The organism is Streptomyces sp. NBC_01439 (assembly GCF_036227605.1).
Taxonomy (GTDB): Bacteria; Actinomycetota; Actinomycetes; order Streptomycetales; family Streptomycetaceae; genus Streptomyces.
Map to the genome: position 1 here is coordinate 3,950,050 of NZ_CP109487.1, position 26,286 is coordinate 3,976,335.

Consider the following 26,286-nt stretch of genomic DNA (forward strand, 5'->3'; position numbering starts at 1 on the left):
ATCAGTTCCTTCCGGCCGGGGCGGCACGGCCGGGCGTCCGGCCGGTGGCGGCGCCGGCGGCGTCCCGCTTGCGCTGCTCCAGCAGCTGCAGGCGGATGACTTCGAGGCTGCGGGTGACGGCGCCGACCTCGTCGTGGTGGGTCGGATAGACGACGGTGCGGCGGTCGCCGTCGGCCAGGGCCTCCGCGCGCCGGGCGAGGTCGCGCAGGGGCCGCACCACGATGATGTGGATCCAACCGAGGCAGGCCACGGCGCCCGTGAGACCGAGCAGTCCGGCCAGGACGGTGCGGTTCTGGGTGGTGTACGCGGGAATCTCCAGGCCCTTGGCCGGCTGCCAGGTGACGACGGTCCAGTTCAGGGGCTGGGCCACGCCGCCGCCGGTCATCGGCGCCGCGGCGGCGATGGAGACGCCGCCGTCGCGGAGCAGGGTGCTCTTGGCGCGCGGGCCCTTGTCCGTCTTCTCGTCGGCGGCGCTCTTCGCGTCCGCGCCGCTCTTGTCGTTGGCGGAGTGCACCAGGGCGTCGAGCTTGGTGTCCGGCAGCGACGTGAAGGCCCGGTAGCCGTTGTTGCCGCCGATCACCCGGCGCTCCGCGTCGACGACGCGGACCTCGCCCAGGCCGGGCCGCTTGAGCAGGGCGTTGAGGAAGTCGATGCGCAGTTCGCCGACGACGGCGCCGGCCAGGCCGGGAGCCTCGGCGTACTCGGTGATGACGGGCCGGTTGCCGCTGTCGACCAGGGTGACGGGCTGCTTCGCGGGGCCCTTGCCGGCGGGGTGGTGGGGCGGGCCGCCGGCGCGGGCCAGGACGGTGCCGTCGGCGTTCAGGACGTAGAGGGATTCGTAGCGTCCGTGCTGGTTGCGGGTGCGTTCCAGCAGCTTGGTCAGCTCGGCCGGGGTGGTCTTCTCGCCGATGACGGAGGCGACGGAGGTGAGGTCGGCGTGCCCTTCGTTGAGGGCGCGGCGTACTCGGTCGGCCAGGGTGTCGGTGCGTTCGCGCTGGTCCTCGACGATCGTCTTGGGTACGGCGACGGAGGCGCCCGCGCGATTGAGCGTCAGCAGGAGCGGCGCCGACCACACCAGGAGCAGGATCCCGCACACCCCGAGGAGGGCGCGGGTCCCGATCCGGGCGCGGCGGCCCCTGCGGGGGCCCTCGGTACGGGCCACGGGCGCGCCGAGAAGCTGCCGGCGCAGCCGGTCGAGAGCGGCGCCGATGCGGGCGGCCTCGCCGTACTTCGGCACGGTGACCGGCCGGTACAGGTCGCCGCGGCCGATCCGGCGGCTCTCCAGGAACAGCCGGAGCAGCGGGCGCTGCACGGTGGTCACGAGCAGGGCCACGGCCAGTGCGCCCAGCACCAGCAGGGCGGCGGAGGCGGCGATCCAGAAGAAGGAGTCGACGGCGGCGGAGCGTTCCTCAGCGACGCCGACGAAGGAGACGACGGTGAGGCCGAGTGCGGTGGCGTCGGTGCCCACGCCGGCTTGCGAACCGGTGAGCTTCGCGTAGCCGGCCACGGAGCGGCGACCGTCCTTGGAGTCCCCGAGCAGGCTGCCGCTGATGCCCGCGAAGCCGCCGGAGCCGGGCTCCTTGGCCTGGAGCGGGTGCTGCCCGGCCTTCTGGGCGACGGTCTTCGCGAACTTCCCGAGCTGCTTCTTCTCCTGGGCGGAACCGCCGATGCCGTCGCTGCCGAGGACCTGGCCGGAGGAGTCGAGGACGGCGACGGCCCGGGACCGGCCCAGGCTGATGCCCGGGACCTTCAGGCTGCTGGAGGCGACCAGGAGCTGCTGGGGGCGGTCGGGCCAGGACAGCAGGGCGAGGGTGAGCAGGCGGGTCTCGCCGTTCTCCAGCCGGACCATGCGGGGGGCGAGGCCGGACTCCCCGTCGAGCGCGGTCAGGTCGAGGGCGGTCAGCGGGAGGTTCTCGCCGCGCTGCGCCTCCAGACGGCCCGACTTGATCTCGATCACGGCGGTGCCGCGCCACTTCTGGTAGACGCTGCCGAGCTTGTCGAGCACGGAGTCGGGCGAGACCGGTTCGCCGGAGCTGAACAGGGAGGAGGTCCTGCCGATGTCCGTGATGCTCTCGTCCAGGGAGGCGCGCAGGGCGATGGCGCCGTCCTCCGCGAAGTACTGCTGGGAGGTGAGGACGGCCGGCGGTACGGGCTCCCGGCCCACGTGCCCGAGTTGGAACGCGGTGAGGGCGGCGAGGGCCAGCAGCAGGGCGGACAGGGCGGCGATGGGCGGACGGATGCCGCCCAGCAGCGACATGTCGGCCCGCAGGCGGGTCCCATGCCGCCGCTTCGGTCGCGACGCGGCCAACGCGGGCTCCTCTTCGTTCTGTCCTGGAGCCGGTGCGGCCTAGGGAGTGTGATGATCTGGGCTTGCGGGGCGCGCGGGACCTGCCGCGCGGGCCCCGGTGCGTCCGGTCAGCGCGGGCCGGTCCGTCGGCGGGGCCCGATGGTGGGCGAGCCGGGACGAGGAACGGAGGGACGAGAAGCGGAGGGCATCACTCCGTTATTTTCGTACGACTATGAACGCTCCACCGACCAGGCGAATAACGATTGCGGCTCTGTGCGGCGCTTTCATCGCCCTTTGTGCCGTTTTGACTCTTTGGGTGGAGCGCCCGGAAAGTGCGCCGCCGACCCGTCCGGCCGGTCCCTCTCCACAGCGCTCGGCCGACATCGACCTGGAGCAGCGGATCGCCCGCTTCACCGCCGGCTTCAGCGAGCGCGGCGGCTACCGCACCCCCACGGACCAGGAACGACTCGCGTTCACCAGGGCCTTTGCCCACCTGCTCGACGGCGATCCGGAAGCCGCCCGGACCGGCTTCGCCGAGATCGACTTCACCCTCCGCACCGTCACGGACGCCGCCGGCGGACGCCGGTACGCCGAAGTGGCGGACGGGGTGAGTGAATCGGGCCACACCAGCCGCGGCTGGGGCCGGGTGTACGTCGATCTCGACCGGCCCGCACACTGGTCGGTCCAGGTCCCCCACCCCGTCGCCGACGCCCGCACCGAACTCCTGGGGGCGCGGGTGCTGCGCGGCGCACCCGGCGGGGTGCTGGTGCTCGCGGGCGCCCACCGCGATGCGGGCGAGGACGGGGCGGCGGACGTGGCACACCGTGACGACTCGGTCTTCCACGGCGTGGTGGCGGAGCTGGCACGGCGGAACCTGCCGGGGGTCCAGCTGCACGGCTTCGCCGACGATTCGTTCCGCGGACGCGACGCGGTGGTCTCCACGGGCGCCGGCGACAGCGCCGTGGCGGACGCGGAACAGCTGACCGCCGCGCTGCGGCGCGACGGGCTGGAGGTCTGCACGGCGTACTCCGCGCGCTGCAAGCTCGCCGGCCGGGAGAACGAACAGGGCCGGACCGCCGCCGACCGGCAGTCCCGCTTCCTCCACGTCGAGCTGAACAAGACGCTCCGCGGCGACGACCGCGGCCTCGACCGGGCCGCGGCCGCGCTCAGCACCCTGACGGAGCGCTGGTCCCGCCGGTGAGCGAGACGCCCCCTACGCCGGGGCCGCCGCACGGTGGCGGCCCGCCGCAGCCGCCGCCAGGCGGCCAAGAGCCTCGTCGCCCGCGCAGGCGTGCGCGCCCAGCGCGACGTGGCGGGCCACGATGCCGCGTTCGGCGCGCATCAGCCGCAGGCCCCTGCGCAGCAGGAACGGCACCGACTTGCGGCCCTCCCGCAGGTCACGGACCAGCCGGCGACGGAAGGTCGTGGAGGGGCGCCCCCGCAGGCAGATGGCGTCCGCGAGGAGGCCGAGCTGCTGGCAGCGGGCGACCACGTCGGCGGCGAAGATGCCCTCCGCGATGAACAGCGGAGTGCGGGCGATGTCGAGGGTTTCGGTGCCCGTGCGGGAGCTCGTCGCGATGTCGTAGACGGGAACGTCGGTCCGCCCCGCCGCACACAGGTCGGCGATCGCGGCGACCGCCGCGTCCGCGTCCCAGGACTGCGGGGAGTCCCAGTCGATGTCGGAGCTGCCGTCGACGAGCGGCAGGGTGGGGTCGACGGCCTCCTTGTAGAAGTCGTCGAGGCGCAGCACGGGCAGCCCTGAGCGGGCGGCCAGCGAGGATTTTCCGGAGCCCGACGGACCGGTCAGCAGGACGACGCGGGTCGGTGAAGTAGAGGGGGAGCTCACGGGACACCAGTCTGAACCATTCCCCCGGGTAGGGGATCCTCCCGGTGACCGGTTGGTGTCCAGGAACACACCTCAACTACGCTGCGTGCGCACGCGACCACGACCTCAGGCGGGATCTCCATGGCACGTCACGCAGCCCCTTCCCTTCCGAACCGGCTCCGCACCGCCGGACTGACCGTCTCGATGGCCGGCGCGGCCCTGGCGATGGCGGCGGGCGGCGCCCAGGCCGGCGAGCTCGACCTCCCGGCCGCCGTGGCCGGGGTCACCGACCCGATCGCGAACCTCAAGGTGAACCCGCTCGCCCACACCGGCGTGGACCCGCTGGACAACGGCGTCGCCACGAAGGTCGCCGACTTCCCGTCCGTCGGGACCGGCATGGTCACCGGCATCCTGACCCAGGGGCCCTCGGTGGGCGAGCTGCCCGCGGCGACGGTCTCGTCCCTCCTGGGCCCCCTCGCCCCCCGCTGAGGTCCCACCACGCCTGGAGCCGGCACACGCCCCCGGCGAGTGAGCCGAAGGCGGCGCGCCGGCGAAGGCGGGCGAGCGCCCGGAGGAACCGTGAGGAACGAACGGTTTCGAGGACGCACGCACGCCTGGAGCCGGCAGAAGCGCCGCCGGAGGCGAACCGAGCCCGAAAGAAGGAGGCCCCGGCAGCGCGGGGGACGCTGCCGGGGCCGGTCTCGTACAACGGGGCCTGCCCCGGGAGGACTAGTAGGACGAGCCGCCCGCGCCCAGCGACCCGGTCGGGTGCCAGACGGTCTTGGTCTCCAGGAACGCCGTCATCCGGGAGGTGCCCGGGTCGGCGCTCCAGTCGTCCACAGGCTGTGGACGCAGGACGCGCTTGAGGTTGTCGGCCGCCGCGATCTCCAGCTCCTTGGCCAGCGCCGCATCGGCTCCGGCCAGGTCGATCGCGTTGACGTCCTGGTGGGACGCAAGGTGCGGGCCCATCTCGCCGGCCTTGCCGGACAGGATGTTGACCACGCCGCCGGGCAGGTCGGAGGTGGCGAGCACCTCGCCCAGGGACAGGGCCGGCAGCGGGGACTTCTCGCTGGCGATGACGACGACGGTGTTGCCCGTCGCGATCACCGGGGCGATCACCGAGACCAGGCCCAGGAAGGACGACTCCTGCGGGGCCACGACCGTGACCACACCGGTCGGCTCCGGGGTGGAGAGGTTGAAGAACGGGCCCGCGACGGGGTTGGCCCCGCCCACGATCTGGCCGATCTTGTCGGTCCAGCCCGCGTACCAGACCCAGCGGTCGATCGCCGCGTCGACGACCGCGCCGGCCTTCGACTTCGACAGGCCCTCGGCCTCGCCGACCTCGCGGACGAACTGCTCGCGGCGGCCCTCCAGCATCTCGGCGATGCGGTAGAGGATCTGCCCGCGGTTGTACGCGGTCGCGCCGGACCAGCCGCCGAAGGCCTTGCGGGCCGCGACGACCGCGTCACGCGCGTCCTTGCGGGAGGACAGGGGGGCGTTGGCCAGCCACTTGCCCTTGGAGTCCGTCACTTCGTACACCCGGCCGCTCTCGGAGCGGGGGAACTTGCCCCCGACGTACAGCTTGTAGGTCTTGAAGACGTTCAGACGGGTCGACTCAGACATCGAGGTAGCCCTCCAGGCCGTGGCGGCCGCCCTCGCGGCCGAAGCCCGACTCCTTGTAGCCGCCGAAGGGCGAGGTCGGGTCGAACTTGTTGAACGTGTTGGCCCAGACGACTCCGGCGCGCAGCTGGTTCGCGACCGCGAGGATGCGCGAGCCCTTCTCCGTCCAGATGCCGGCGGACAGGCCGTACTGGCTGTTGTTGGCCTTGGCGACGGCCTCGTCGGGCGTGCGGAAGGTCAGCACGGACAGCACCGGGCCGAAGATCTCGTCACGGGCCACGGTGTGTGCCTGGGTGACGTTCGTGAAGAGCGTCGGGGCGAACCAGTAGCCGGAGGACGGCAGCTCGCACGCCGGGGACCAGCGCTCGGCGCCCTCGGCCTCGCCGGTCTCCGCGAGCGCGGTGATCCGGGCGAGCTGCTCGGCGGAGTTGATCGCGCCGATGTCGGTGTTCTTGTCGAGCGGGTCGCCCAGGCGCAGCGTGGAGAGGCGGCGCTTGAGGGAGTCCAGCAGCTCGTCGTGGATCGACTCCTGGACCAGCAGACGGGAGCCCGCGCAGCAGACCTGGCCCTGGTTGAAGAAGATGCCGTTGACGATGCCCTCGACGGCCTGGTCGATGGGGGCGTCGTCGAAGACGATGTTGGCGCCCTTGCCGCCCAGCTCCAGGGTGACCTTCTTGTCGGTGCCGGCGACGTGGCGGGCGATCTTCTTGCCCACTGCGGTCGAGCCGGTGAAGGCGACCTTGTTGACGTCCGGGTGCTCGACGAGGGCCGCGCCCGCGTCGCCGTAGCCGGTGAGGATGTTGACGACGCCCTTGGGCAGGCCCGCCTGACGGCAGATGTCCGCGAAGAACAGTGCGGACAGGGGGGTCGTCTCGGCGGGCTTCAGCACGACCGTGTTGCCGGTGGCGAGCGCCGGGGCGATCTTCCAGGCCAGCATCAGCAGCGGGAAGTTCCACGGGATGACCTGGCCGGCCACGCCGAGGGGGCGCGGGTTCGGGCCGTAGCCCGCGTGGTCGAGCTTGTCGGCCCAGCCCGCGTAGTAGAAGAAGTGCGCGGCGACCAGGGGGAGGTCCGCGTCGCGGGTCTCCTTGATCGGCTTGCCGTTGTCCAGGGTCTCCAGGACGGCGAGCTCGCGGCTGCGCTCCTGGATGATCCGGGCGATGCGGAAGAGGTACTTGGCGCGCTCGGAGCCCGGCAGCGCGGACCAGGAGGCGAAGGCCTTGCGGGCGGCCTTGACGGCGCGGTCCACGTCGGCGGCGCCCGCCTGGGCGACCTCGGCGAGGACCTCCTCGCTGCTCGGCGAGACGGTCTTGAAGACCTTGCCGTCGGCGGCGTCGGTGAACTCACCGTCGATGAAGAGCCCGTAGGAGGGGGCGATGTCGACGACCGAGCGGGACTCGGGAGCCGGTGCGTACTCGAATGCAGATGCCATGGTGATCAGTCCACCGTCACGTAGTCGGGACCGGAGTAACGGCCGGTGCTCAGCTTCTGGCGCTGCATCAACAGGTCGTTGAGCAGGCTGGAGGCGCCGAAGCGGAACCAGTGGTTGCTCAGCCAGTCCTCGCCCGCGGTCTCGTTGACCAGGACCAGGAACTTGATCGCGTCCTTGGTGGTGCGGATGCCGCCGGCCGGCTTCACGCCGATCTGGATTCCAGTCTGCGCGCGGAAGTCGCGTACGGCTTCGAGCATGAGCAGGGTGTTCGCCGGAGTGGCGTTGACCCCGACCTTGCCGGTCGACGTCTTGATGAAGTCGGCGCCCGCCAGCATGCCGATCCAGGAGGCGCGGCGGATGTTGTCGTAGGTCGACAGCTCGCCGGTCTCGAAGATGACCTTCAGGCGCGCGGCGCTGCCGTCCTCGCGGACGCAGGCCTCCTTGACGGCCTTGATCAGCTCGTACGTCTCCAGGTAGCGGCCGGCGAGGAAGGCGCCACGGTCGATGACCATGTCGATCTCGTCGGCGCCGGCGGTGACGGCGTCACGGGTGTCCGCGAGCTTGACGGGCAGGGCGGCACGGCCGGCCGGGAAGGCGGTCGCGACGGAGGCGATCTTGACGTCGGCGCCGTTCAGCGCGGCCTTCGCCGTGGCCACCATGTCGGGGTAGACGCAGACGGCGGCCGTCATCGGAGTCGTACGGTCGGTCGGATCGGGATTGACGGCCTTGGCGGAGAGCGCCCGGACCTTGCCCGGGGTGTCCGCGCCTTCCAGCGTCGTCAGGTCGATCATCGAAATGGCCAGGTCGATGGCGTACGCCTTGGCCGTCGTCTTGATCGAACGGGTGCCGAGGGAGGCCGCGCGGGCCTCCAGGCCGACAGCGTCGACGCCGGGCAGCCCGTGCAGGAAGCGGCGCAGCGCACTGTCGGACGTCGTCACGTCAGCGAATGCGGTGAGGGTGGTGGGCATGGTCACCAGATGAGCATATCTACGCGCGTAGCGACCTGTCACCCCCGCCCCTGGATCCGCGACGGAATCGACACCTCCACTCTCTGTTACGAGGCGATGACAGGAGCAGGATCTTCCGCACGCACAAGATCCGTAACTTTGTTCTCAGCAGCCCGCCAGACACTCATCCGGCTCTCACCGAAAGAGAAAACCGCGGCATGCGACTCTCCTCCACCCTTCCCGAACAACGCTTCAAGGAGTCGTTATGCGTACCGTCCTCCGTGCCTCCATCTCCACCGCCGTCCTCGCCGGTGCCCTCCTCGCCCCGATCGCGGGCACTGCGTACGCGGCCACCGCCCCGCAGGCCGCACCCGCCGCGCCCACCGCGGGCCACGGCTACGGAGCGGACACGCAGATCGACGTCGCCCCCGGGTTCACCGCGGTGGTGCGCCACACTGCCGGCGGCCCGGAGGTCGAGATCCTCGCCGTCGGTTCGGAGGACCCGAACACCTTCCCGACCCGCAGCCTCGGGGTGCTCACCCCGGGCGGGCCGGCCATCTCGGCCAACGGGCTGGAGCTGAAGCTGGTCAAGAGCGGCAAGGGCCACGTCCTGACCGCGACCAAGGACGGTTCGACCAAGTCGTGGACGCTGCCCGAGGACGAGCCCAGCACGGACTGCCAGGTCGGCCCGATCGGGCAGGACATCGGCGCGGGGATGTATGCCGAGCTGTTCATCTCCGAGCAGGGCCCGAAGGTGCTGCTCTTCGAGGCCGCCGACCGCGGCCGCAACTTCGACGAACTGAACCGCAGCCACCCCTCGGTGTCCGCCGGCTTCATCGCCCGGATCGTGAACCCGAGCGGTGCCAAGCCCGTCTTCGAGTGGAAGACGCAGGGCGGCAACGACGTGCTCGGCCAGGTCGCGTTCCCCGCGCTCCCCAAGGGGTGCAAGCCGAGCTACCCGACCACCAACGACAGGCCCACCTCGTGCGTCTCCAAGGTCAAGCAGGTCGACCTCGGCGCCGGCCTGCAGGCCGACCTGACCATGTCCTCCATGGGCCCCAAGGCCGTCATGCACGGTAGCGACCCCGCCGGCACCTGGAACCAGACCCTCACCCGCTTCAACCCCAAGGGTTCGCCGGACTACTTCTCCCGCATCAACAACCCGAGCGGCGCCAAGCCCGTCTTCGAATGGAAGACCCAGGGCGGCGACAACGTCCCGTCCGGCTTCGAGAACTTCCCCGCGCTCCCCAAGGGCTGCACCCTCGACTACAAGGTCACGGAGGAGACCCCGGCCCCGAAGCCCGAGCCCTCCACCGCGAAGCCGGTGACCGCCACGAACGTCTCCGCCCAGACCGTGGGCCAGACCACCGTCGTCCCCCAGGGTTCCGTCGCCGCGGGCGCCGAGATCGCGTCCGAGGACACCGACAACAGCACCACCGTCGCCGCTGGCGCCGGCCTCCTCGCGGTCTCCGCCGCGCTCGGTGCGACCGTCCTGCGCCGTCGCCGCAGCCACAGCTGACGAACGGCCGCCCCGCGCGGCCCCCGCGTCACCCTTCCCCTCATGGGGGTGTCTCGCCTATCGGGCCGGACACGCCCTCGGCGGGCCACCCTCGGGGTGGCCCGCCGGTCCCCGTTCAGGAGCCCCGCATGTCCCGCGCCGCCCTCCGCGCCACCGCACTGCTCGCCCCGCTCGCCCTCGCCGCCCTGACCGGCTGCGGCGGCGCCCCCGCCGCGGACCCGGCCACGGACCCGGCCCCGCACGTCACCGCTGCCTCCGCCGCTCCGGCCGAAGCCCCGGCCGCCGGCCCGATGACCGCCTCCGAGCCCGTCCGCGTGCGCATCCCCTCGGCCGGGGTGGACGCCTCCCCGATCCTGGGGTTGGGGCTCACCGCCGACGGCGCCGTCGAGGTGCCCTCGGTGGCCGACGCCGACAAGATCGGCTGGTACACCAAGGGCGTCACGCCCGGCCAGACCGGTCCCGCCGTGCTGATCGGCCACTTCGACACCGAGCGCGGCCCGGCCGTGCTCAAGGACGTCTCGCGCGTGCGCACCGGCGAGGAGATCACCGTCTCCCGGGCCGACGGCACCACCGCCGTCTTCCGCGTCCGGGAGCTGGAGCAGGTCGGGAAGAAGGAGTTCCCGACCGCCAAGGTGTACGGGGACACCACCCGCCCCGAGCTGCGCGTCATCACCTGCGGCGGCGAGCTCACCGACGGCCACCGGCCCGACAACATCATCCTGTACGCCGATCTCGTGGGCTGAGGGGGCGTGGGGCAGAATCGACCCCATGAGCAGCCAGCAGCCGACCGACGAACCGGTGTACGCAGACCGGGTCTACCGATCCTCCATGGGCGTCGTCTCGGGGGTACTGCTGCTCGCACTGATCGCCTGGCTCTGCGGCGACGCCGTCCTGCGGGGCTCCGGCAGCACCCCGTGGATCGGACTGGCGGTGGCGCTCACCGCCGTACCGCTGGTCGTCGCGTTCACGATCCGCCCTGCCGTCTTCGCCAACGAGGACCGGTTGCGCGTGCGGAACCCCTTCCGGATCATCGAGCTGCCCTGGGCGGCCGTGGACGCCGTGCGCGCCGGCTACTCGGCCGAGGTGCTGGCCGAGGGATCGAAGTACCAGCTCTGGTCCGTGCCGGTCTCGCTGCGGGAGCGGAAGAAGGCCCACCGGCAGCAGATGCGCCGCAACGCGATCGACCGTCGCGACCCGGGCAGCTCGGGCCAGCCCGCCGCGCGGGCCCGTACCTCCGCCGCCGACTCCGAACCGATGCGGGCCAACGCCGACCGGATCGTCGACGAGCTCCAGGGGTTGGCCGAGCTGAACGCCGCACGGCCGGGCGCGCAGGGCAGCGTGCGCGTGCGCTGGTCGTACGAGATCATCGCGCCCGCCCTGGTCGGCGTGCTGCTCCTGATCGTCCTCATCGCCACGCGCTGACCGGCCGGAACTCCGGGTCCCGGGCCCGTCGGGTGCGGTCGGGTGCTCCCCACCACACCCCCCTCTTGGCCGGAACCGTGGCTACCGGGTGATGCGTCCTCGCAGGTGTGCAGCGTCATGAGGCCGGCGAAAGCGCCACCACCGCGATCCACCTCCGTCTCCGACTCCTGGCCGGGCTCCTGCTCGCGGCCCATTTCGTGGTCGTCGGCTGGCTGACCCTGCGGCCGCTGGACGTGCCCTGGGCCGCTGCGGCCAATCTGAGTCCGCTGGAGGGGATCACGGCGGACCTGGCCCTCGGTCCGCTGGAGGCCGCCCGGCAGATCGGCGAGGGGCTCGCGCTGCTGGCGCCGCTCGGGGTGTTGGTGCCGTTGATCAGCGGACGGCTCGCTCCGTCGGCCCTGTCCGCGTGGTCCTCGCTGGTCCGGACGGCTGCCGCGGGTGCGCTGGTCTCGGTGTGCATCGAGATGCTGCAGACCGCGGTTCCGGGGCAGGTCGTGGACGTGGACTCGGTGCTGCTGAACACCGCCGGTGTGGTGCTCGCGCACGTGGCCGTCGTACCGGCACTGAGGGCCCGGCTGAGGCGCTCACACACCGTTTATCAGGGGGATACCCCGAAGATTTCCAGGGTCGGGCTCGGCCCCTGGACCGACGTCCTGTCGGCGGTCCAGCGGGAGTATTGAGCCATCGCAGAGAGCGATACCGACGAAGGAGAACCTCATGAGCGCCCTGGTCCGCCCCCGTGACGGCCGCTGGATCGGCGGAGTCTGCGCCGGACTGGCGCGGCGTTTCGGAATTTCCGCCAACGCGATGCGCGCCATTTTCGTCGTCTCGTGCCTGCTGCCCGGCCCGCAGTTCCTGGTCTACATAGCGCTGTGGGTCCTGCTGCCGAACGAGAAGTCCGCTTCGACCGCCTGGTAGTCCGGGGGCCGGCGGCCGACGGGTCGTCGGCTCGACCGGTCACCCGTCAGCCGGCCTGCTGGACCTTGCGGATCTTCTCCAGCTGCTTGTCGGCCACTTCCTGCGGCACCTGCGCCTTCTGCTGGGTCGCCGCCACGTTGAGGGCCATCAGCCGCACGACGGTGTCGCCCTCGCGCACGACGACCAGGTGGACCTGTGCCGAGACGCCCTCGGCGGCGGCGGTCATGGTCCAGCTGACGCTCTCGTCGCCGCCCGCGCGGAAGTCGGCGGGGCGCACCTCGCGGTAGGCCCCGGTCTGCTTCTCGATCTTGGCGGAGAAGCCGGTACCGCAGGCGGCGACGGCGGCCTTGAGCCGGGCGACCAGTGCCTTGGCGTCGCTCTCGGAGTAGGAGCTGACGGAAGCGGAGACGGCCAGCCCGACCTGCTTCTGGGAGCCGACGCCGCGGCTGAGGGTCTCGCGCGCGGACGGGTCCGGCTCGTCGCCCATGATGTCGGCCAACGGCTGGCAGGCCTTCTTGTCGGCCTGCGGCTGGCCGTCCGGGGCGTTGGGGTTCTTGCCCTGGGCGGAGACCTGGTAGCCGGGCAGGTCACCCTGTGCCAGCGCGGACCGCTCAAGCCTGCTGCCACCGGTCTTCGGCGCGGCCGCTCCCGTCACCGCGGCAGACGGCGCCGGGGCTCCGGGCGCGGCGGAGGCGCTGCCCGCGGAGCCTTTGGGATCGGGGGTCCTGCCCGTCGCGGGGGTGTTCGTACTGCTGCACCCCACGGCCGCGAAGAGCAGGGTGGGGACCAGCGCGACCATCGTCGCTCGTGCCTTCATGCGCATGACCGAGAACCTCATACCCAAGACGTAGGCGGGCAGTTGGTGGCGATCGTGGCACACGGTGCGGTGGGAGACATACCCGGTCGAAAGGGCATGCGCCCGCCGCACACGTGTACGCATCACGGCGAGAGCGGTCTCAGCTGCCGAGGCCGTTCAGAGCGCCGGTCAGCGGAGTCAGGGCTCCGGTGATCTGAGAGGTGGGGTCGCTCGACTGCTGGGCCCCGCCGCTCACCTGCTGCTGGCTGGTGGCGCCCTGGAGCATGCCCGCGGCGGAGCCCAGCGCGTCGGTGAGGCCGACCGCCGGAACGGCGGCGGAGGCGGTGCCGGCGGCGACCGCGGCGAAGGCGACACCGAGAACGGCGGTACCGAGGGTCTTGGCAGCTGACTTCTTCATGAAGAGTTGTCCTTGCGACGGGGAATTGAGCGGCTCCGCAAACTAGTCACTTCAAACCCCCGTCCGCAAACATCCTTAAATACGCGAAAGCGCCCGGGGATTCTCCCTCCCGGGCGCTTTCGCGGGGTAAAGCCGTGGCCTAGGCCGAGACGGAACCGCTGGTGGAAGCGGTCTGCTGGAACAGCCACTCCGACTTCAGCTCCGCGTAACCGGGCTTGATCACTTCATTGATCATGGCCAGTCGTTCATCGAAAGGAATGAACGCGGACTTCATCGCATTGACGGTGAACCACTGCATGTCGTCGAGGGTGTAGCCGAAGGTGTCGACCAGGTGCTCGAACTCGCGGCTCATGCTGGTGCCGCTCATCAGGCGGTTGTCCGTGTTGACCGTGAGCCTGAAGTGCAGCTTGCGCAGCAGACCAATCGGGTGCTCGGCATACGAGGCGGCCGCGGCGGTCTGCAGGTTCGAGGTCGGGCACATCTCCAGGGGGATGCGCTTGTCCCGGACGTACGAGGCCAGACGGCCCAGGGTCACGGAACCGTCCTCGGCGACCTCGATGTCGTCGATGATCTTCACGCCGTGACCGAGGCGGTCGGCGCCGCACCACTGCAGGGCCTGCCAGATCGACGGCAGGCCGAAGGCCTCGCCCGCGTGGATGGTGAAGTGGTTGTTCTCGCGCTTGAGGTACTCGAAGGCGTCGAGGTGGCGGGTGGGAGGGAACCCGGCCTCGGCGCCGGCGATGTCGAAGCCGACCACACCGTTGTCGCGGTAGCGGTTCGCCAGTTCGGCGATCTCCAGCGCGCGGGCGGCGTGGCGCATCGCGGTCAGCAGGGCGCCGACGCGGATGCGGTGGCCGCCGGCCTTCGCGCGGCGCTCGCCCTCGCGGAAGCCGTCGTTCACGGCCTCGACGACCTCTTCGAGGGTCAGACCGGCTTCCAGGTGCTGCTCGGGCGCGTAGCGGATCTCGGCGTACACGACGCCGTCCTCGGCCAGGTCCTCGGCGCACTCGGCGGCGACCCGGAAGAGGGCGGCCTTCGTCTGCATGACCGCGCAGGTGTGCGCGAAGGTCTCCAGGTAGCGCGGCAGGGAACCGGAGTCGGCGGCCTCGCGGAACCAGATGCCGAGCTTGTCGGCGTCGGTCTCGGGGAGGTTCTCGTAGCCGACCTCGCGGGCCAGCTCGATGATGGTCCCGGGACGCAGTCCGCCGTCGAGGTGATCGTGCAGCAGCACCTTCGGGGAACGACGGATCTGATCCGGGGTCGGCAGGTTGGGGGTCTCGCTCGTCATCTGCGCACTCTACTCCTACGCGCGTAGAGCGGAATGTCCCCGGCGGGCGTCGATATGTAACAGAGACCGCGCGGACGGATGGCGTACACCTGAAGGTCTGAGACTGTTCCGCCATGGCACAGCATGCGCCGCCGGCGCGCGGGGCCCGCCTGGGGCGGGCGGCCGGCGCGAGAACCGGCTCGGGTTCGACGGAAAGTGCGGTCAACGGGGTGGTGCTCCTGCTACCCGGGGCCTCCCGGTTCTCGCCGGGTCCCACGCGTCCGCTCGCGCGGGCGCTGGCCCGGGCGGGCGGGGCGGAGGGGCTGGTCACGCACCTGGTCATCCACGGCGGGGACTCCGCCCGGGAGGAGCAGGCGGGGTGGGCCGCCGACGAGGCGGTGCGGCGGTACGGGGACGTACCGGTGTGCCTGGTCGGCTACGACGCGGGGGGCCTGGCCGCCCTGCGGGCGGCGGGACACGGGGCCGTCAACTCGGTCGTGGCGATCGCCCCTTGCTTAGGGGCGACGGCCCGGGCCGACTGCCCCGAACCGGTGAAACAGCTGTCGGGGCGCCAGGTGTTGATCGTGCACGGCACCAACGACGCGCGCAGCGACCCGGAGGCGTCCTTCCGGCTGGCGGCGCGCGCGAAGAAGGCGAATCGTTCGACCTGCCGCTTCGAGGTGCACTCGGACGGCCACGGGCTGCGCGAGCACCAGCCGGAAGTGGTGGCGCTGGCCGTCGACTTCGTCCTGGGCGCGGTCTGTTCGGGGCGGTACTCGCGGCCGGTGACGGACGCCCTGGCCGCGCCCCCGCCACTGGGCCTGCGGATGCCGCTGGCCTCGGGCTTCGGGAGGTCGTTGAGGAGGTGATCCACGGGCGCGGCGCGGCTCGGCGCGCGTACCGTGGGAAGTGGACTCGGGGCGCTGCTCAACTCCCGGAGGCGACCGGCCATGGGCGGATTGGTCCACAGGAACTTCGACAGGCCCGATGAGACGCGCCCCTTCGAGGCCGGCACCGGCAGGCTGGACCTGTTCAACACCGAGGGCGGGGCGGTCGGGCGCGCGGTCTTCGAACCGGGGTGGCGCTGGTCGCTGCACATCAAGCCGCTGGCCGGCACGGACAGCTGCCTCTCCGCCCACACCGGGTACGTCGTGAGCGGCCGAATGAAGATCGTCATGGACGACGGGGAGAGCGGCGAGGTCGGCCCGGGCGACTTCATCCAGATCGCCCCCGGGCACGACGCCTGGGTCCTCGGTGACGAGCCGTGCGTCGCGCTGGACTGGACCGGCTACGGCGACTACGCGAAGCCGGCGACCGACTGACGGACCCGCGTCCTTCGAGGTCGCACCCCTCGAGGTCGCACCCTTCGAGGTCGCACCAGACCGTCCGTGCCCGCCGCTCCGCCCCCTCACGGTCGGATGGCACCGACGGATCCGGCGCGACCACCACGGCGGGCCGCGGGCTCAGCAGGACACGGGCCCCCGTCCTCGCCTGGGTGTTCGCTGCCGCATACCGCGCTTCCCCCTCACGCCGTGCTGACCACTGTGCCGCTCCGGCATGTGCCGGGGGCGGCCGTCCTGGCGTCGTCTTGCCGCCTTGCGGGAATACGAGGGGTTTACAAACCGGCCCATCTCGGGACGCATACGCCTATGCCTGCCGAGGAATCCGGGCCGGCCGCAGCGGCCTGGGAGCTGAGCCCCGCCGCCCGGCGCCTGTACGCGTACGCCGTCGAGCGGCACGCCTTTGACCTGCGCGAGGCCACCGGAGCCCTGGGGGTGCGCGCGGCCGCGGCGATCACCGAGCTGGCGGCCGCGCACCTGCTCCAGCGGGCCCCGGGCGACGAACCGGACCGCTGGAGCGCGGTGGCCCCCCGGGCCGCCGCGGCCCGGGCCCTGGCTCCGCTGGCCCTGCTCGTACGGGAGACCCACGACGAGATGGACCGGCTGCGCGGGCGCCTGGAGGCCCTGGTACCCGCGTACGAGGCGGGGACCGCGCAGCGGGACCTCAGCGGATCGGGCCGGCTGGAGCTCGTGACGGACCTCGGGGCGGTACGGGGGCTGATCGCGGAGCTGGTCGCGGCGTGCGAGCGGGAGCTGCTGACCTCGCAGCCGGGCGGGGGCCGCCCGCTGGAGACGCTGGAGGAGTCGATCGGGCGGGACGAGTCGCTGCTGACCCGCGGGGTCCGGATGCGCACGATCTACCAGCACACGGCACGCTACTCACGGCCCACGGCGGCGTACGTCGAGCGGGTGACGGCACTGGGCGCCCAGGTACGGACCCTGGGCGACGGGCTGATGCGGATGCTGATCTTCGACGACCACACGGGCGTGATGGCGGTGCCGGACCGCACCGGGGCGGCGCTGGTGGTGCGGGAGCCGAGCGTCGTGCACTTCATGACGACGGCCTTCGAGCGCTCCTGGGTGGGCGCGGAGCCCTTCCCCACGTCGGTGAGCCCGGAGGCGGCCCGTTCGATCTCGGACGAGCTGCGGCAGACGATCGTCCGGCTGCTGTCGGAGGGGCTGGAGGACAAGGTGATCGCGCGCCGCCTCGGCATGTCGGAGCGCACCTGCCAGCGCCACATCGCGGAGATCATGCGCGCGGTGGGCGCCAAGTCCCGCTTCCAGGCGGGCTACTTGCTCTCCTCGCACCCGGCCCCGACCCCGCCGGACCCGGCCTAAGTCCTGGCGTACCGGTCGTAGTAGGTGCGCAGCTCCGGGCGGCGTATGCCGGGGAGGCACGCCAGGGTGTTCCCGAACGCCCGGTGGTGGGGCCAGAACGCGTGCCGCGGGCGCAGCGGCAAGGGGTAGTCATCGCGCAGGACGCCTTCCGGCAGCGTGCCGGAGGCGGGCAGCGGCGAGGTCTCCCCCGGAAGTACGAGATGGGCCCAGACCCCGATGTCCAGTGGCACCACGGACGGGGCCCCGCCGTACGCGGGCCGCCACGGCTCGCCCGTGACCGGGTGGCGGGGTACGAGAAGGACGTCGGCGCCGGACCGGGGCACGGGCGTGCCCGGCCCGGCCAGGCCGCTGGTGAGGACCGAGGGCCCGGCGGGCAGGCAGCCGGCGGTGGCGCCGACCAGTTCGGCAAGGGGGCCGGGCAGCGCCACCGGGCGGCCCTCGCAGGCCACCACCAGGTGGGCGAGCGCCACGGGAACCGCGGCCGCCCAGCGGCGGCTCCAGGAACCGTCGAGCTCGACGGGCGGCACGGCGTACGACTCCAGCACCAGCTCGTCCCAGCCGGGGACCGGGACGGCGGGCAGGCCAGAGGGCACGCGCCGCACGGCGGCGGGCTCCAGCCACACCGTCTGCCACAGCCCGCAGTCGTCCATCCGCGTCGCCACCGCGCGCCCGCAGCCCTCGCAAGCCAGATTGGGTCCGTCCCTACCGTCGATGCCCATGCAGTGGCCCGCACACTTCTCGGGGATCAGGGCCATGCCCCGGGAGTCGCCGGGCGCGATAACGACCGCACCCCGCGACCCGAACGACACGCAGTACTGCGGCAGGTACACCCCCTGCTCGGCCGCCAGTTCCTCCCCGACCTCGTCCCACAGCCGCCAGGGCGGTCCGCTGGGCCGGGGTTCGACGGCGTACGTCGCCGGCTCCATCAGCGGGGGGTGCAGTTGCTCCCACGCCCCGTAGTAGGCGTGGACGGGGAGGGCGACCCGGGAGACCGGGGCCGTCAGCTCCGTACCGCATCCGGCGCACGCGAACACGTCCAAAAAGCATCTCCCCCGACCCGGCAACCCCGTGATTCTGCTCGCCGGGGCCGCGGACGGCCATCAGTTTTCGGGCTGGTGGCCCTCCTGCGGCGCGAGCGGTTCCAGTTCCGGGATAAGGCGGCCGCGGCGGGAGAGGAGGAAGCGCTTGAACTCCGCCACCGGCGGGGTGTCGGGGTGGCCGTCGAGCCAGGCGAGGCCGATCTCGCGGACGGCGCGCGGGGCGGTGACCGTCAGCTCGACCACGCCGGGGCGGGCCACGGCCGGGGGCGGCAGGAGGGCCACGCCGAGGCCGGCGGCGACCAGGCCGCGCAGGGTCTCGGCCTCCTCGCCCTCGAAGGCGATCTTCGGGGTGAACCCGGCCTCCGCGCACAGGGCGTCGGTGATGCGGCGCATGCCGTAGCCGGGCTCCAGGGTGACGAAGGTTTCCTCGGCGGCCTCGGCGAGGCGGATGCGCTTGCGGGTCGCGAGCCGGTGGTCGTCCGGGACCACCAGCCTCAGCCGCTGTTCGTCGAGGCGCCGGGCGACCAGGTCGGGCGCGTCCGGCAGCGGGGAGGTCAGGCACAGGTCGAGTTCGCCGGCCCGCAGCTTCTCCAACATGGCCTCGCCGTAGTTCTGGACGAGGGAGAAGCGGATGCGCGGGTGGTCGGCGCGGAAGGCGCGGATGAGGCCGGGTACGGTCTCGGACCCGAGGGTGTGCAGGAAGCCGAAGGCCACCTTGCCGGCCGCCGGATCGGCGTCCTGCTGTACGGATTCGGCCGCACGGTCGATCTCCGTGAGGGCCTGCTCGGCCGAGGCCAGGAAGGTGCGGCCGGCCGTGGTGAGGGCGACCGTACGGCCCTTGCGGGCGAACAGCGTGACACCGAGGTCCTGTTCGAGCCGGACCATGGCGCGGGACAGGGTGGACTGCGGGACGCCCAGCTCGTGGGCGGCGCGCGTGACGTGCTCGTGGCGGGCGACGGCGACGAAATACGCCAGCCGCGGCGCGAGCAAGGTTGTTACGGCCATGTCTTCTACGTAACGGTTCATCGACATCCAGGCCTCTGAGCTGGGTTGATGCATCAGCGGATCGATTATTGCAATTCCGTGCATTGGACGCATGAAACCAACAGGCCTACCGTCGAAGCATGCCTCCCGTTCATACCGGGGCACCCGTCATCCCGGGTGCCTCCACCCCGTCGTCCCCCGCACCGCAGCCCCTCTCCCCCGGCCGCCCCGGCTACCGCCGGATGAGCCTCGCGCTCTTCGCCGCCGGACTCGCGACGTTCGCCCTCCTCTACTCCACCCAGGCACTGTTGCCCGCGATCTCCGCCGGCTTCGGGGTGACGGCGGGCCGGGCCAGCTGGACGGTGTCCGCGGCCACCGGCGCGCTCGCGCTGTTCGTCCTCCCGCTGAGCGCACTGTCCGAGCGGTTCGGCCGCACCCGGATGATGACGTACTCGATGGTGATCGCCGTCGGCGTCGGCCTGTTGGTGCCGTTCGCGCCGAACGTGGAGTGGCTGGTGGCGCTGCGCGCCGTCCAGGGCGCGGCGATCGCCGGGATCCCGGCCTCCGCGATGGCGTACCTGGCGGAGGAGGTCAAGCCGAAGGCCCTGGTGGCAGCGATCGGCCTGTTCGTGGCGGGGAACTCCATCGGCGGCATGAGCGGTCGTCTCGTCACCGGCTGGGCCGCGCAGTTGTGGGGTTGGCGCGCGGGCCTGTTGGCCGTCGCCCTGGTGGCGCTGGCGTGCGCCGTGGCCTTCCTGGTACTGCTGCCCCGGGCCCGGTTCTTCCGTCCGGCGTCGCTGAACCCGCGCGCGGTGGGCCGTACCGTCGCCGGTCATCTGCGCGATCCGCTGCTGCTGCGCCTGTACGGGATCGGCGCGCTGTTCATGACGGTCTTCGGCGCGGTCTACACCGTGATCGGCTACCGCCTGGTGGACGAGCCGTTCTCGCTCGGCCAGGGCGTGATCGGGTCGATCTTCCTGATCTACCTGGTCGGTACGGTCTCTTCGGCCGCCGCCGGCAAGCTGGTGGCCCGCACCGGACGGCGCGGCGCGCTGTACCTGGCCGTGACGACCACGGCGCTCGGGCTGCTGCTGTCGCTGTCCGACTCCCTGGCGGCGATCGTGCTCGGGCTGGTCCTGATCACCGCGGGCTTCTTCGCGGGGCACGCGGTGGCCTCGGCCGCGGTGAGCCGGACGGCGAAGACGGGCCGGGCGCAGGCCTCCGCGCTCTACCAGTCGGCGTACTACCTCGGCTCCAGCGCGGGCGGCACCCTGGGCGCCCTGGCCTACCACGGGGCCGGCTGGGCGGCCACGGTCGGCATCGCGCTGCTGGCGGTGCTCGGCGTCGTGTCGATCACCTTGTACGGGTCGCACGCGGCGCGCGCGGAGCGGCGGATGCCGGCGTCGGCCCTGGGCGCGCGCTGACGAAAATTACGCCCCTCGTAGGCAACCCCGGCTCGTTTTCCGGGCATTCAAAACGGAGGACGACGGTGTGCGATCAGGGGAGGACCGGATGGGGACGGGAACGGGGATGGGGACAGGGACGGGGACGCGTGCGTCACGCGGGCGCGCGGGGCAGCGGGTGGCGGTGCTGGGCGGTGCCCTCGCGCTCGCGCTGCCGGTGGTGATCACGGGAGGCGGGGCGGCGCAGGCCGCCGCCTCTTGCAACCTCACCACCGGGCCGTACCAGCGGCAGGTCGAGCAGTTCCTCGGCCGGCCGGTGGACGGGAAGCAATCGGCGGCCGACTGCTCGGCGATCCGCTCCTTCCAGGCGAGCCACGGAATCACCCCGACCCAGGGCTACGCCGGGCCGCTGACCTGGCAGACGATGAGCACGATCCTGGCCCAGCGGGCGGCCGGCAGCACGCCGAACAAGGCGGGTGACTGCCCCGTGAACCGGGGGCGGATCGCCTGCGTGGACCTGACGCGGCAGCTCAGCTGGATCCAGGACGGCGCCACCCTGACGTACGGGCCCGTCCCGGTCCGCACCGGCAAGGACGGCACGGAGACGCGCACCGGCCTGAAGAAGATCTACTACCGGAACATCGACCACTGGTCGACGCTCTACAACGTCTCGATGCCGTACGCGCAGTTCTTCGACGGCGGCATCGCCTTCCACTCGACGACCAAGAGCATGTGGAACCCGCCCGGTTCGGGCGGCTGCGTGAACATGCGCTCCGCCGACGCCAAGGCCTACTGGAACCTGCTGGGGCAGGGCGAGGACGTCTACGTGTACGGGCGCAAGCCCGGCACCTGAGGGCTGTCCGCGGGGGTGGTCGACCCAGCGGGTGCGGGCTCGGCGGGCGGGGCTTAGGCCGTCGAGGGCTCGGGCGCGGGCCTGGTGTTCAGGCGGTCCAACCGCCGCAGGGCGGAGCGGCGTTGGACGAGGGACAGGCCCGCCACCCCGGCCCCGAGGACCAGCCAGCCGACCGGTCCGGCCGCCATCACCGCGCCGGTGAGCAGCAGCGGGCCGGCGGACTTCTGGACGGACTGTGCCATGCCGGCCACCCCGAGGTACGAGGCGCGCGCCTCCGGGGGCGCGAGGGAGACCGCCAGTTCCCAGGAGCTCACCGAACGCATCAGCTCCGCGGCGGTGGCCAGGACGGCCGCGGCGAGCAGGGTGATCGAGGCGGCCCGGGTCCCGCCCGCGGGGGCGGTGGCCAGGCAGACGCAGCAGGCGAGCGTCGTCAGGCCGTACAGGGCGACCGCGCCCGCCGCCTGGCGGGCGTCCCGGACCCGCGCCGACACCCGTAGCTGCAGGGCGACGACGAGCACGGTGTTGATGACCAGGAAGGCCGGGATCAGGGCGTGCGGGGCCGTGGTGTGGCCGACGAGCCACAGCGGCACGCCGACGCCGAGGATCGAGTCGTCCAGGTTCATCGGAACGTCCAGCAGGACGAACCGCAGGTAGCCGCGGTCCCGCCAGGGGCTGGGTCCGGCCCGGCCGGGAGCGCCCTCCTGCGCTCCGGGCCGGGCGACCACGAGCCCGCGGCCGTGCGGCTCGCGGGTGCGCCACACCAGGGCCGCGGCCACGAGGAACGACAGGGCGTTGGCGAGGATCAGCACCTGGTAGGCGCCGCGGGTGCCGACGGCGAGTCCGATGGCGGCGAGGCCCGCACCGAGGGCGTATCCGGCGTTCGCCGAACTGCGCGACAGTGCCTGGTAGGTGGCGCGCCGCTCGCCCGCGACCCGGGTGGCGAAGAGCATCTCCAGCGTCTTGGCCGCCCGGTCTCCCAGGTGGGTGACGGCGAACAGGAGCAGCAGCGGGCCGAAGTCGGTGACCACCAGCAGCACGCAGAGGGCCCCGAGGCGGACGAGGTGGCAGCCGATCAGCAGGGTGCGCACCGGGAAGCGGTCGGCGAGGTGGCCCGCGAGCGGCGATCCGGCGATGCCCGCCACCCCGGCCGCACCCAGCAGCAGGCCCAGCTGTCCGGCGTCGAGGCCGACGACGAAGGTGAAGTAGAGGACGGAGGACGCGGCCCACACGCCGGTGCCCGCTCGGTCCAACGCCTGGGTGAGCAGCATGATCCGCGCGTCACGGCCGCCCGGCGGCCGGCGCAGTTGCGCCAGCAGACCTCCGTCCCCCTGCCGTGCCTTCCGGATCCGCCCGCCGATCCGCATCCCAGTCCCCCGTTTCGACCGCGCCCGCCACCCATGTATCTCGACATCGAGATACATGACGGAACCCTGCCTCACATTAATCTTGACGTCAAGAAACTTGATGACGACATATGTGGGTGCTCCGGCGCTTCCGGCTGCCGTTGTCGGACCCCTCCGGTAGGTTCCGAAGGAGCGGAACGACCAGGGGGATGAACGGACATGAGTGATCTCGCCACCGATGTGGACCTCGACACCGCGATGGACCGGTACCGGGTCGAGCTCACCGGCTACTGCTACCGCATGCTCGGCTCGTCCTTCGACGCCGAGGACGCGGTGCAGGACACGTACATCCGGGCCTGGCGCAGCTACGAGAAGTTCGAGGGCCGCTCCTCGCTGCGGTCGTGGCTGTACCGGATCGCCACCAACGTCTGCCTGGACCTGCTGAACGCCGGGAACAAGCGGGCCCGCCCGATGGACCTGACCGCCCCGCAGCACCAGGCCTCCGCCGTGCTCAACGAGCGCCCCGAGGTGACCTGGCTGGAGCCGGTCCCGGACGGCCGGGTGCTGCCGCAGACCGCCGACCCGGCCGAGATGGCGCTGGCGAAGGAGTCCGTCCGCCTGGCCTTCGTCGCGGCGCTCCAGCACCTGCCGGCGAAGCAGCGGGCGGTGCTCATCCTGCGCGAGGTGCTGGCTTGGAAGGCCGACGAGGTGGCGCAGCTCCTGGAGACCACGACGGCCTCGGTGAACAGTGCCCTCCAGCGGGCCCGGGCCACCCTGGCCGGGCAGTCGCTGCGCGACAGCGACCCGGCGGATCCGCTCGACGCGGACCAGGCGAAGCTGCTGGAGCGGTACCTCTCCGCCTTCGAGGCCTACGACATCTCGCGGCTCACCACCCTCCTCCACGAGGACGCGGTGCTCTCGATGCCGCCGTTCGACCTGTGGCTCCGGGGACACGAGGACATCGCGGCCTGGCACCTGAACCAGGGCATCGGCTGCAAGGGCTCCCGGCTCGTCCCGACCACGGCGAACGGCCTGCCCGCCTTCGGCCAGTACCGTCCGCGCGAGGACGGACGGCCGGGCCACACCCCGTGGGCGCTCCAGGTGCTGGAGATCTCAGACGGCAAGATCGTCGGGCTCAACGCCTTCCTGGACACCGCGCGGTGGTTCCCGCTGTTCGGCCTCCCCGAGCAGCTCGACGAGGCCCACGAGGCCCAGTAGGGCCCGGAGGGCGGGCGCGGCCCCGGTCACCCGCAGCGGCCGCCCCCGGGCGGTCAGCCGCAGCCGGGCCAGTACCTGTACGTCGGCCAGCCCGGGCGCCGTCACCGCGGCGGCGTCGCAGACCACCGCGACCACCCCGGCGTCGTAGAGCCGGGCCAGCCGGGCGCACAGCGGTGCGGCGTCCTGCGGGGCGGCCGGCCCGGGGCCGGGCAGCACGAGTCGTCCGATGTCCACGAGGGGGTGACTCCCCCGCCCGCCGGAACTCATCGGCGGATCCGCACCACGGCCCGGTGAGGTCCCGCCGGGGCTGTGAAGTCAGGGGCGGGGGAAGCCGAAGGTGTCGAGCACGAGGTCGAACGGCTCGGGGAGATGGACGGCCTCGCCGAACTTGCCCGCGTACAGAAGGCGGTACTTGCCGTCGCTGGGCTCGCCGTACAGGTGGATGGTGGGGCTGCCCGTGGCGTGCGGGTCGATGAGCAGGTAGAGCGGGATGCCCGCCGCGGCGTATCCCTTGAGCTTGGACACGCGGTCGTTGACGGCGTTCGACTTGGAGGTGACCTCGACGACGAGCTCGGCCGCGGCCGCGGGAACGAAGTTCTCCCCTCCCGGGACCTCTTCCCTGGGGACGACCACCAGGTCCGGGACGTAGAGCCCGGTATGGCTGGGCACGGCCACGTTGAGGGTCTGGAAGATCTCCCAGCCGTCAGGGATCACGGTGTACAGACGGCGCTGCACGGATACCGCGATCAAGTTGTGGTCGTTGACGGGTGGTGGTGCCACGGTGATGATCCCCTCGATGATCTCCACCTTGCAGCCCTCGGGCCAGTCCATCTCCTCCCAGAGACGGACGAGGCCCTCCCAGCTGTCGCCGTTTGCCGGCTCCTGCTGGACGGTGAGTGCGCTCATGGTGTGCTCCTCAATCGGTTCGTCACCGATCCCAGCATGACGAACGGGACCGGTGGGCGTCCACCGGTCCCGTTCAGCCGCACGAGTGAGTAAGGTCAGGCGATGCGGTCCATGACGATCGGCGTGGCGGAGAAGGCCGTGCCCGCCGGGGCGATGTCGTACGTGCCCGCCAGGGAGGCGAGGGCGTAGTCGAACTTCTCCGGGGTGTCCGTGTGCAGGGTCATCAGCGGCTGGCCCGCCGTCACCGTGTCGCCCGGCTTCGCGTGGAGCTCGACGCCCGCGCCCGCCTGCACCGGGTCCTCCTTGCGCGCGCGGCCGGCGCCCAGGCGCCAGGCGGCGACGCCGACCCCGTACGCGTCGAGGCGGGTCAGGACGCCCGACTCGGGGGCGGTGACCACGTGCTGCTCGCGGGCGACCGGGAGGGTCGCGTCCGGGTCGCCGCCCTGGGCCGCGATCATCCGGCGCCAGTGGTCCATCGCGGAGCCGTCGGCCAGGGCCTTCGCCGGGTCGGCGTCCTTGATGCCCGCCGCGTCCAGCATCTCCTTGGCCAGCGCGATGGTCAGCTCGACCACGTCGGCGGGGCCGCCACCGGCCAGGACCTCGACGGACTCGCGGACTTCGAGGGCGTTTCCGGCGGTCAGGCCCAGCGGGGTGGACATGTCGGTGAGCAGCGCGACGGTCTTGACGCCCGAGTCGGTGCCGAGGCCGACCATGGTGCGGGCCAGCTCGCGGGCGTCCTCGATGTTCTTCATGAAGGCGCCGGTGCCGACCTTGACGTCCAGGACGAGCGAGCCGGTGCCCTCGGCGATCTTCTTCGACATGATCGAGGAGGCGATCAGCGGGATGGCCTCGACCGTGCCGGTGACGTCGCGCAGCGCGTAGAGCTTCTTGTCCGCCGGGGCCAGGCCGTCGCCGGCCGCACAGATGACCGCGCCGGTGGTGTCCAGGACGTGCAGCATCTCCTCGTTGGAGAGGAGCGCGCGCCAGCCGGGGATGGACTCCAGCTTGTCGAGGGTGCCGCCGGTGTGGCCGAGGCCGCGGCCGGACAGCTGGGGGACGGCCGCGCCGCACGCGGCGACGAGCGGGGCGAGCGGGAGGGTGATCTTGTCGCCGACGCCGCCCGTGGAGTGCTTGTCGGCGGTCGGGCGGGAGAGGGAGTCGAAGTTCATGCGCTCACCGGAGGCGATCATCGCCGCGGTCCAGCGGGCGATCTCGGTCCGGTTCATGCCGTTGAGCAGGATGGCCATCGCCAGCGCCGACATCTGCTCGTCGGCCACGACACCGCGGGTGTACGCGTCGATGACCCAGTCGATCTGCTCGGGGCTCAGCTCACCGCGGTCCCGCTTGGTCCGGATGACGGAGATGACGTCCATGTGGTACTTCCTTCTACGCGCATAGAGAGGGGGAGAT

The 26,286-nt window shown here is 72.1% G+C and carries 27 protein-coding genes; 13 read left to right on the plus strand and 14 right to left on the minus strand.

What is annotated here, in order from left to right; all coding sequences use genetic code 11:
• Nucleotide 1 precedes the first annotated feature (1 nt).
• Complete coding sequence (locus OG207_RS17265; protein ID WP_402694271.1) at nucleotides 2-2,257, minus strand: cache domain-containing protein; 2,256 nt, start codon at nucleotides 2,255-2,257, stop codon at nucleotides 2-4.
• A 346-nt stretch (nucleotides 2,258-2,603) separates the two neighbouring features.
• On the opposite strand from OG207_RS17265, the gene OG207_RS17270 reads away from it, so the two are divergent.
• A complete protein-coding gene (locus tag OG207_RS17270; RefSeq protein WP_329099424.1) occupies nucleotides 2,604-3,488 on the plus strand; it encodes a hypothetical protein in 885 nt (294 codons plus the stop codon).
• 12 nt (nucleotides 3,489-3,500) lie between these two features.
• On the opposite strand, the gene OG207_RS17275 is transcribed toward OG207_RS17270, so the two are convergent.
• Nucleotides 3,501-4,202, minus strand: coding sequence for a uridine kinase family protein (locus OG207_RS17275; protein ID WP_329099425.1), 702 nt, complete (start codon nucleotides 4,200-4,202; stop codon nucleotides 3,501-3,503).
• 51 nt (nucleotides 4,203-4,253) lie between these two features.
• On the opposite strand from OG207_RS17275, the gene OG207_RS17280 reads away from it, so the two are divergent.
• Nucleotides 4,254-4,601, plus strand: coding sequence for a hypothetical protein (locus tag OG207_RS17280; RefSeq protein WP_329099426.1), 348 nt, complete (start codon nucleotides 4,254-4,256; stop codon nucleotides 4,599-4,601).
• Nucleotides 4,602-4,841: 240 nt separating this feature from the next.
• On the opposite strand, the gene OG207_RS17285 is transcribed toward OG207_RS17280, so the two are convergent.
• From OG207_RS17285 to deoC, 3 genes are read right to left on the minus strand one after another with little or no spacing between them, the layout of a single operon-like run.
• A complete protein-coding gene (locus OG207_RS17285) occupies nucleotides 4,842-5,735 on the minus strand; it encodes an aldehyde dehydrogenase family protein (protein WP_329099427.1) in 894 nt (297 codons plus the stop codon).
• On the minus strand, nucleotides 5,728-7,164 hold the full coding sequence (locus OG207_RS17290) for an aldehyde dehydrogenase family protein (protein WP_030010884.1): 1,437 nt from the start codon (nucleotides 7,162-7,164) through the stop codon (nucleotides 5,728-5,730). The genes OG207_RS17285 and OG207_RS17290 overlap by 8 nt, the downstream gene beginning before the upstream one ends.
• A 5-nt stretch (nucleotides 7,165-7,169) precedes the next feature.
• Nucleotides 7,170-8,132: a deoxyribose-phosphate aldolase gene (deoC, locus tag OG207_RS17295; RefSeq protein WP_329107696.1), complete on the minus strand. Its 963-nt coding sequence runs from the start codon at nucleotides 8,130-8,132 to the stop codon at nucleotides 7,170-7,172.
• A gap of 244 nt (nucleotides 8,133-8,376) precedes the next feature.
• Here deoC and OG207_RS17300 point away from each other — a divergent pair, with 244 nt between their 5' ends.
• The 5 genes from OG207_RS17300 (at nucleotide 8,377) to OG207_RS17320 (ending at nucleotide 11,970) form a co-directional block, all read left to right on the plus strand.
• Nucleotides 8,377-9,630: a hypothetical protein gene (locus tag OG207_RS17300; protein WP_329099428.1), complete on the plus strand. Its 1,254-nt coding sequence runs from the start codon at nucleotides 8,377-8,379 to the stop codon at nucleotides 9,628-9,630.
• Nucleotides 9,631-9,758: 128 nt separating this feature from the next.
• Nucleotides 9,759-10,373, plus strand: coding sequence for a class F sortase (locus OG207_RS17305; protein WP_329099429.1), 615 nt, complete (start codon nucleotides 9,759-9,761; stop codon nucleotides 10,371-10,373).
• Nucleotides 10,374-10,398: 25 nt separating this feature from the next.
• Nucleotides 10,399-11,052 carry a PH domain-containing protein gene (locus tag OG207_RS17310; protein WP_329099430.1) on the plus strand — a complete coding sequence of 218 codons (654 nt, stop codon included), beginning with the start codon at nucleotides 10,399-10,401 and terminating at the stop codon, nucleotides 11,050-11,052.
• 107 nt (nucleotides 11,053-11,159) lie between these two features.
• Nucleotides 11,160-11,732, plus strand: a complete 573-nt coding sequence (locus OG207_RS17315) for a VanZ family protein (RefSeq protein WP_329099431.1) — start codon at nucleotides 11,160-11,162, stop codon at nucleotides 11,730-11,732.
• A 37-nt stretch (nucleotides 11,733-11,769) separates the two neighbouring features.
• Nucleotides 11,770-11,970, plus strand: a complete 201-nt coding sequence (locus OG207_RS17320) for a PspC domain-containing protein (protein ID WP_329099432.1) — start codon at nucleotides 11,770-11,772, stop codon at nucleotides 11,968-11,970.
• 46 nt (nucleotides 11,971-12,016) lie between these two features.
• On the opposite strand, the gene OG207_RS17325 is transcribed toward OG207_RS17320, so the two are convergent.
• From OG207_RS17325 to OG207_RS17335, 3 genes are all read right to left on the minus strand, one after another.
• On the minus strand, nucleotides 12,017-12,793 hold the full coding sequence (locus OG207_RS17325) for a hypothetical protein (RefSeq protein ID WP_329099433.1): 777 nt from the start codon (nucleotides 12,791-12,793) through the stop codon (nucleotides 12,017-12,019).
• Nucleotides 12,794-12,926: 133 nt separating this feature from the next.
• Nucleotides 12,927-13,184 carry a hypothetical protein gene (locus OG207_RS17330; protein WP_329099434.1) on the minus strand — a complete coding sequence of 86 codons (258 nt, stop codon included), beginning with the start codon at nucleotides 13,182-13,184 and terminating at the stop codon, nucleotides 12,927-12,929.
• A 139-nt stretch (nucleotides 13,185-13,323) separates the two neighbouring features.
• Nucleotides 13,324-14,472, minus strand: a complete 1,149-nt coding sequence (locus OG207_RS17335; RefSeq protein ID WP_329099435.1) for an adenosine deaminase — start codon at nucleotides 14,470-14,472, stop codon at nucleotides 13,324-13,326.
• A gap of 113 nt (nucleotides 14,473-14,585) precedes the next feature.
• Between OG207_RS17335 and OG207_RS17340 the strand changes: the two genes are divergently transcribed.
• The 3 genes from OG207_RS17340 to OG207_RS17350 all read left to right on the plus strand — a co-directional run bounded on the left by OG207_RS17340 (nucleotide 14,586) and on the right by OG207_RS17350 (nucleotide 17,129).
• Nucleotides 14,586-15,320: an alpha/beta hydrolase gene (locus OG207_RS17340; RefSeq protein WP_329099436.1), complete on the plus strand. Its 735-nt coding sequence runs from the start codon at nucleotides 14,586-14,588 to the stop codon at nucleotides 15,318-15,320.
• 81 nt (nucleotides 15,321-15,401) lie between these two features.
• On the plus strand, nucleotides 15,402-15,773 hold the full coding sequence (locus tag OG207_RS17345) for a cupin domain-containing protein (protein ID WP_329099437.1): 372 nt from the start codon (nucleotides 15,402-15,404) through the stop codon (nucleotides 15,771-15,773).
• Nucleotides 15,774-16,100: 327 nt separating this feature from the next.
• On the plus strand, nucleotides 16,101-17,129 hold the full coding sequence (locus OG207_RS17350) for a helix-turn-helix transcriptional regulator (protein WP_329099438.1): 1,029 nt from the start codon (nucleotides 16,101-16,103) through the stop codon (nucleotides 17,127-17,129).
• Here OG207_RS17350 and OG207_RS17355 read toward each other — a convergent pair.
• On the minus strand, nucleotides 17,126-18,163 hold the full coding sequence (locus OG207_RS17355) for a hypothetical protein (RefSeq protein WP_329107698.1): 1,038 nt from the start codon (nucleotides 18,161-18,163) through the stop codon (nucleotides 17,126-17,128). The genes OG207_RS17350 and OG207_RS17355 overlap by 4 nt on opposite strands.
• Before the next feature lie 66 nt (nucleotides 18,164-18,229).
• A complete protein-coding gene (locus tag OG207_RS17360; protein ID WP_329107700.1) occupies nucleotides 18,230-19,231 on the minus strand; it encodes a LysR family transcriptional regulator in 1,002 nt (333 codons plus the stop codon).
• 62 nt (nucleotides 19,232-19,293) lie between these two features.
• Between OG207_RS17360 and OG207_RS17365 the strand changes: the two genes are divergently transcribed.
• Nucleotides 19,294-20,577 carry an MFS transporter gene (locus OG207_RS17365; protein WP_329099439.1) on the plus strand — a complete coding sequence of 428 codons (1,284 nt, stop codon included), beginning with the start codon at nucleotides 19,294-19,296 and terminating at the stop codon, nucleotides 20,575-20,577.
• A gap of 106 nt (nucleotides 20,578-20,683) precedes the next feature.
• Nucleotides 20,684-21,409 (plus strand): L,D-transpeptidase family protein, encoded by a 726-nt coding sequence (locus tag OG207_RS17370; protein WP_329099440.1) that lies wholly within the window; start codon nucleotides 20,684-20,686, stop codon nucleotides 21,407-21,409.
• Between the two features lie 53 nt (nucleotides 21,410-21,462).
• Here the strand turns inward: OG207_RS17370 and OG207_RS17375 are convergent, their stop codons facing one another.
• On the minus strand, nucleotides 21,463-22,773 hold the full coding sequence (locus OG207_RS17375; protein ID WP_329099441.1) for an MFS transporter: 1,311 nt from the start codon (nucleotides 22,771-22,773) through the stop codon (nucleotides 21,463-21,465).
• Nucleotides 22,774-22,971: 198 nt separating this feature from the next.
• Here OG207_RS17375 and OG207_RS17380 point away from each other — a divergent pair, with 198 nt between their 5' ends.
• On the plus strand, nucleotides 22,972-23,970 hold the full coding sequence (locus OG207_RS17380) for a sigma-70 family RNA polymerase sigma factor (RefSeq protein WP_329099442.1): 999 nt from the start codon (nucleotides 22,972-22,974) through the stop codon (nucleotides 23,968-23,970).
• Here OG207_RS17380 and OG207_RS17385 read toward each other — a convergent pair.
• The 3 genes from OG207_RS17385 to OG207_RS17395 all read right to left on the minus strand — a co-directional run bounded on the left by OG207_RS17385 (nucleotide 23,866) and on the right by OG207_RS17395 (nucleotide 26,249).
• Nucleotides 23,866-24,204 carry an STAS domain-containing protein gene (locus OG207_RS17385; protein WP_329099443.1) on the minus strand — a complete coding sequence of 113 codons (339 nt, stop codon included), beginning with the start codon at nucleotides 24,202-24,204 and terminating at the stop codon, nucleotides 23,866-23,868. The two genes, OG207_RS17380 and OG207_RS17385, sit on opposite strands and share 105 nt — an antisense overlap.
• Nucleotides 24,205-24,285: 81 nt before the next feature.
• Nucleotides 24,286-24,876, minus strand: coding sequence for a Uma2 family endonuclease (locus OG207_RS17390; protein WP_329099444.1), 591 nt, complete (start codon nucleotides 24,874-24,876; stop codon nucleotides 24,286-24,288).
• A 95-nt stretch (nucleotides 24,877-24,971) separates the two neighbouring features.
• Nucleotides 24,972-26,249 (minus strand): thymidine phosphorylase, encoded by a 1,278-nt coding sequence (locus OG207_RS17395; protein WP_329099445.1) that lies wholly within the window; start codon nucleotides 26,247-26,249, stop codon nucleotides 24,972-24,974.
• Nucleotides 26,250-26,286 lie beyond the last annotated feature (37 nt).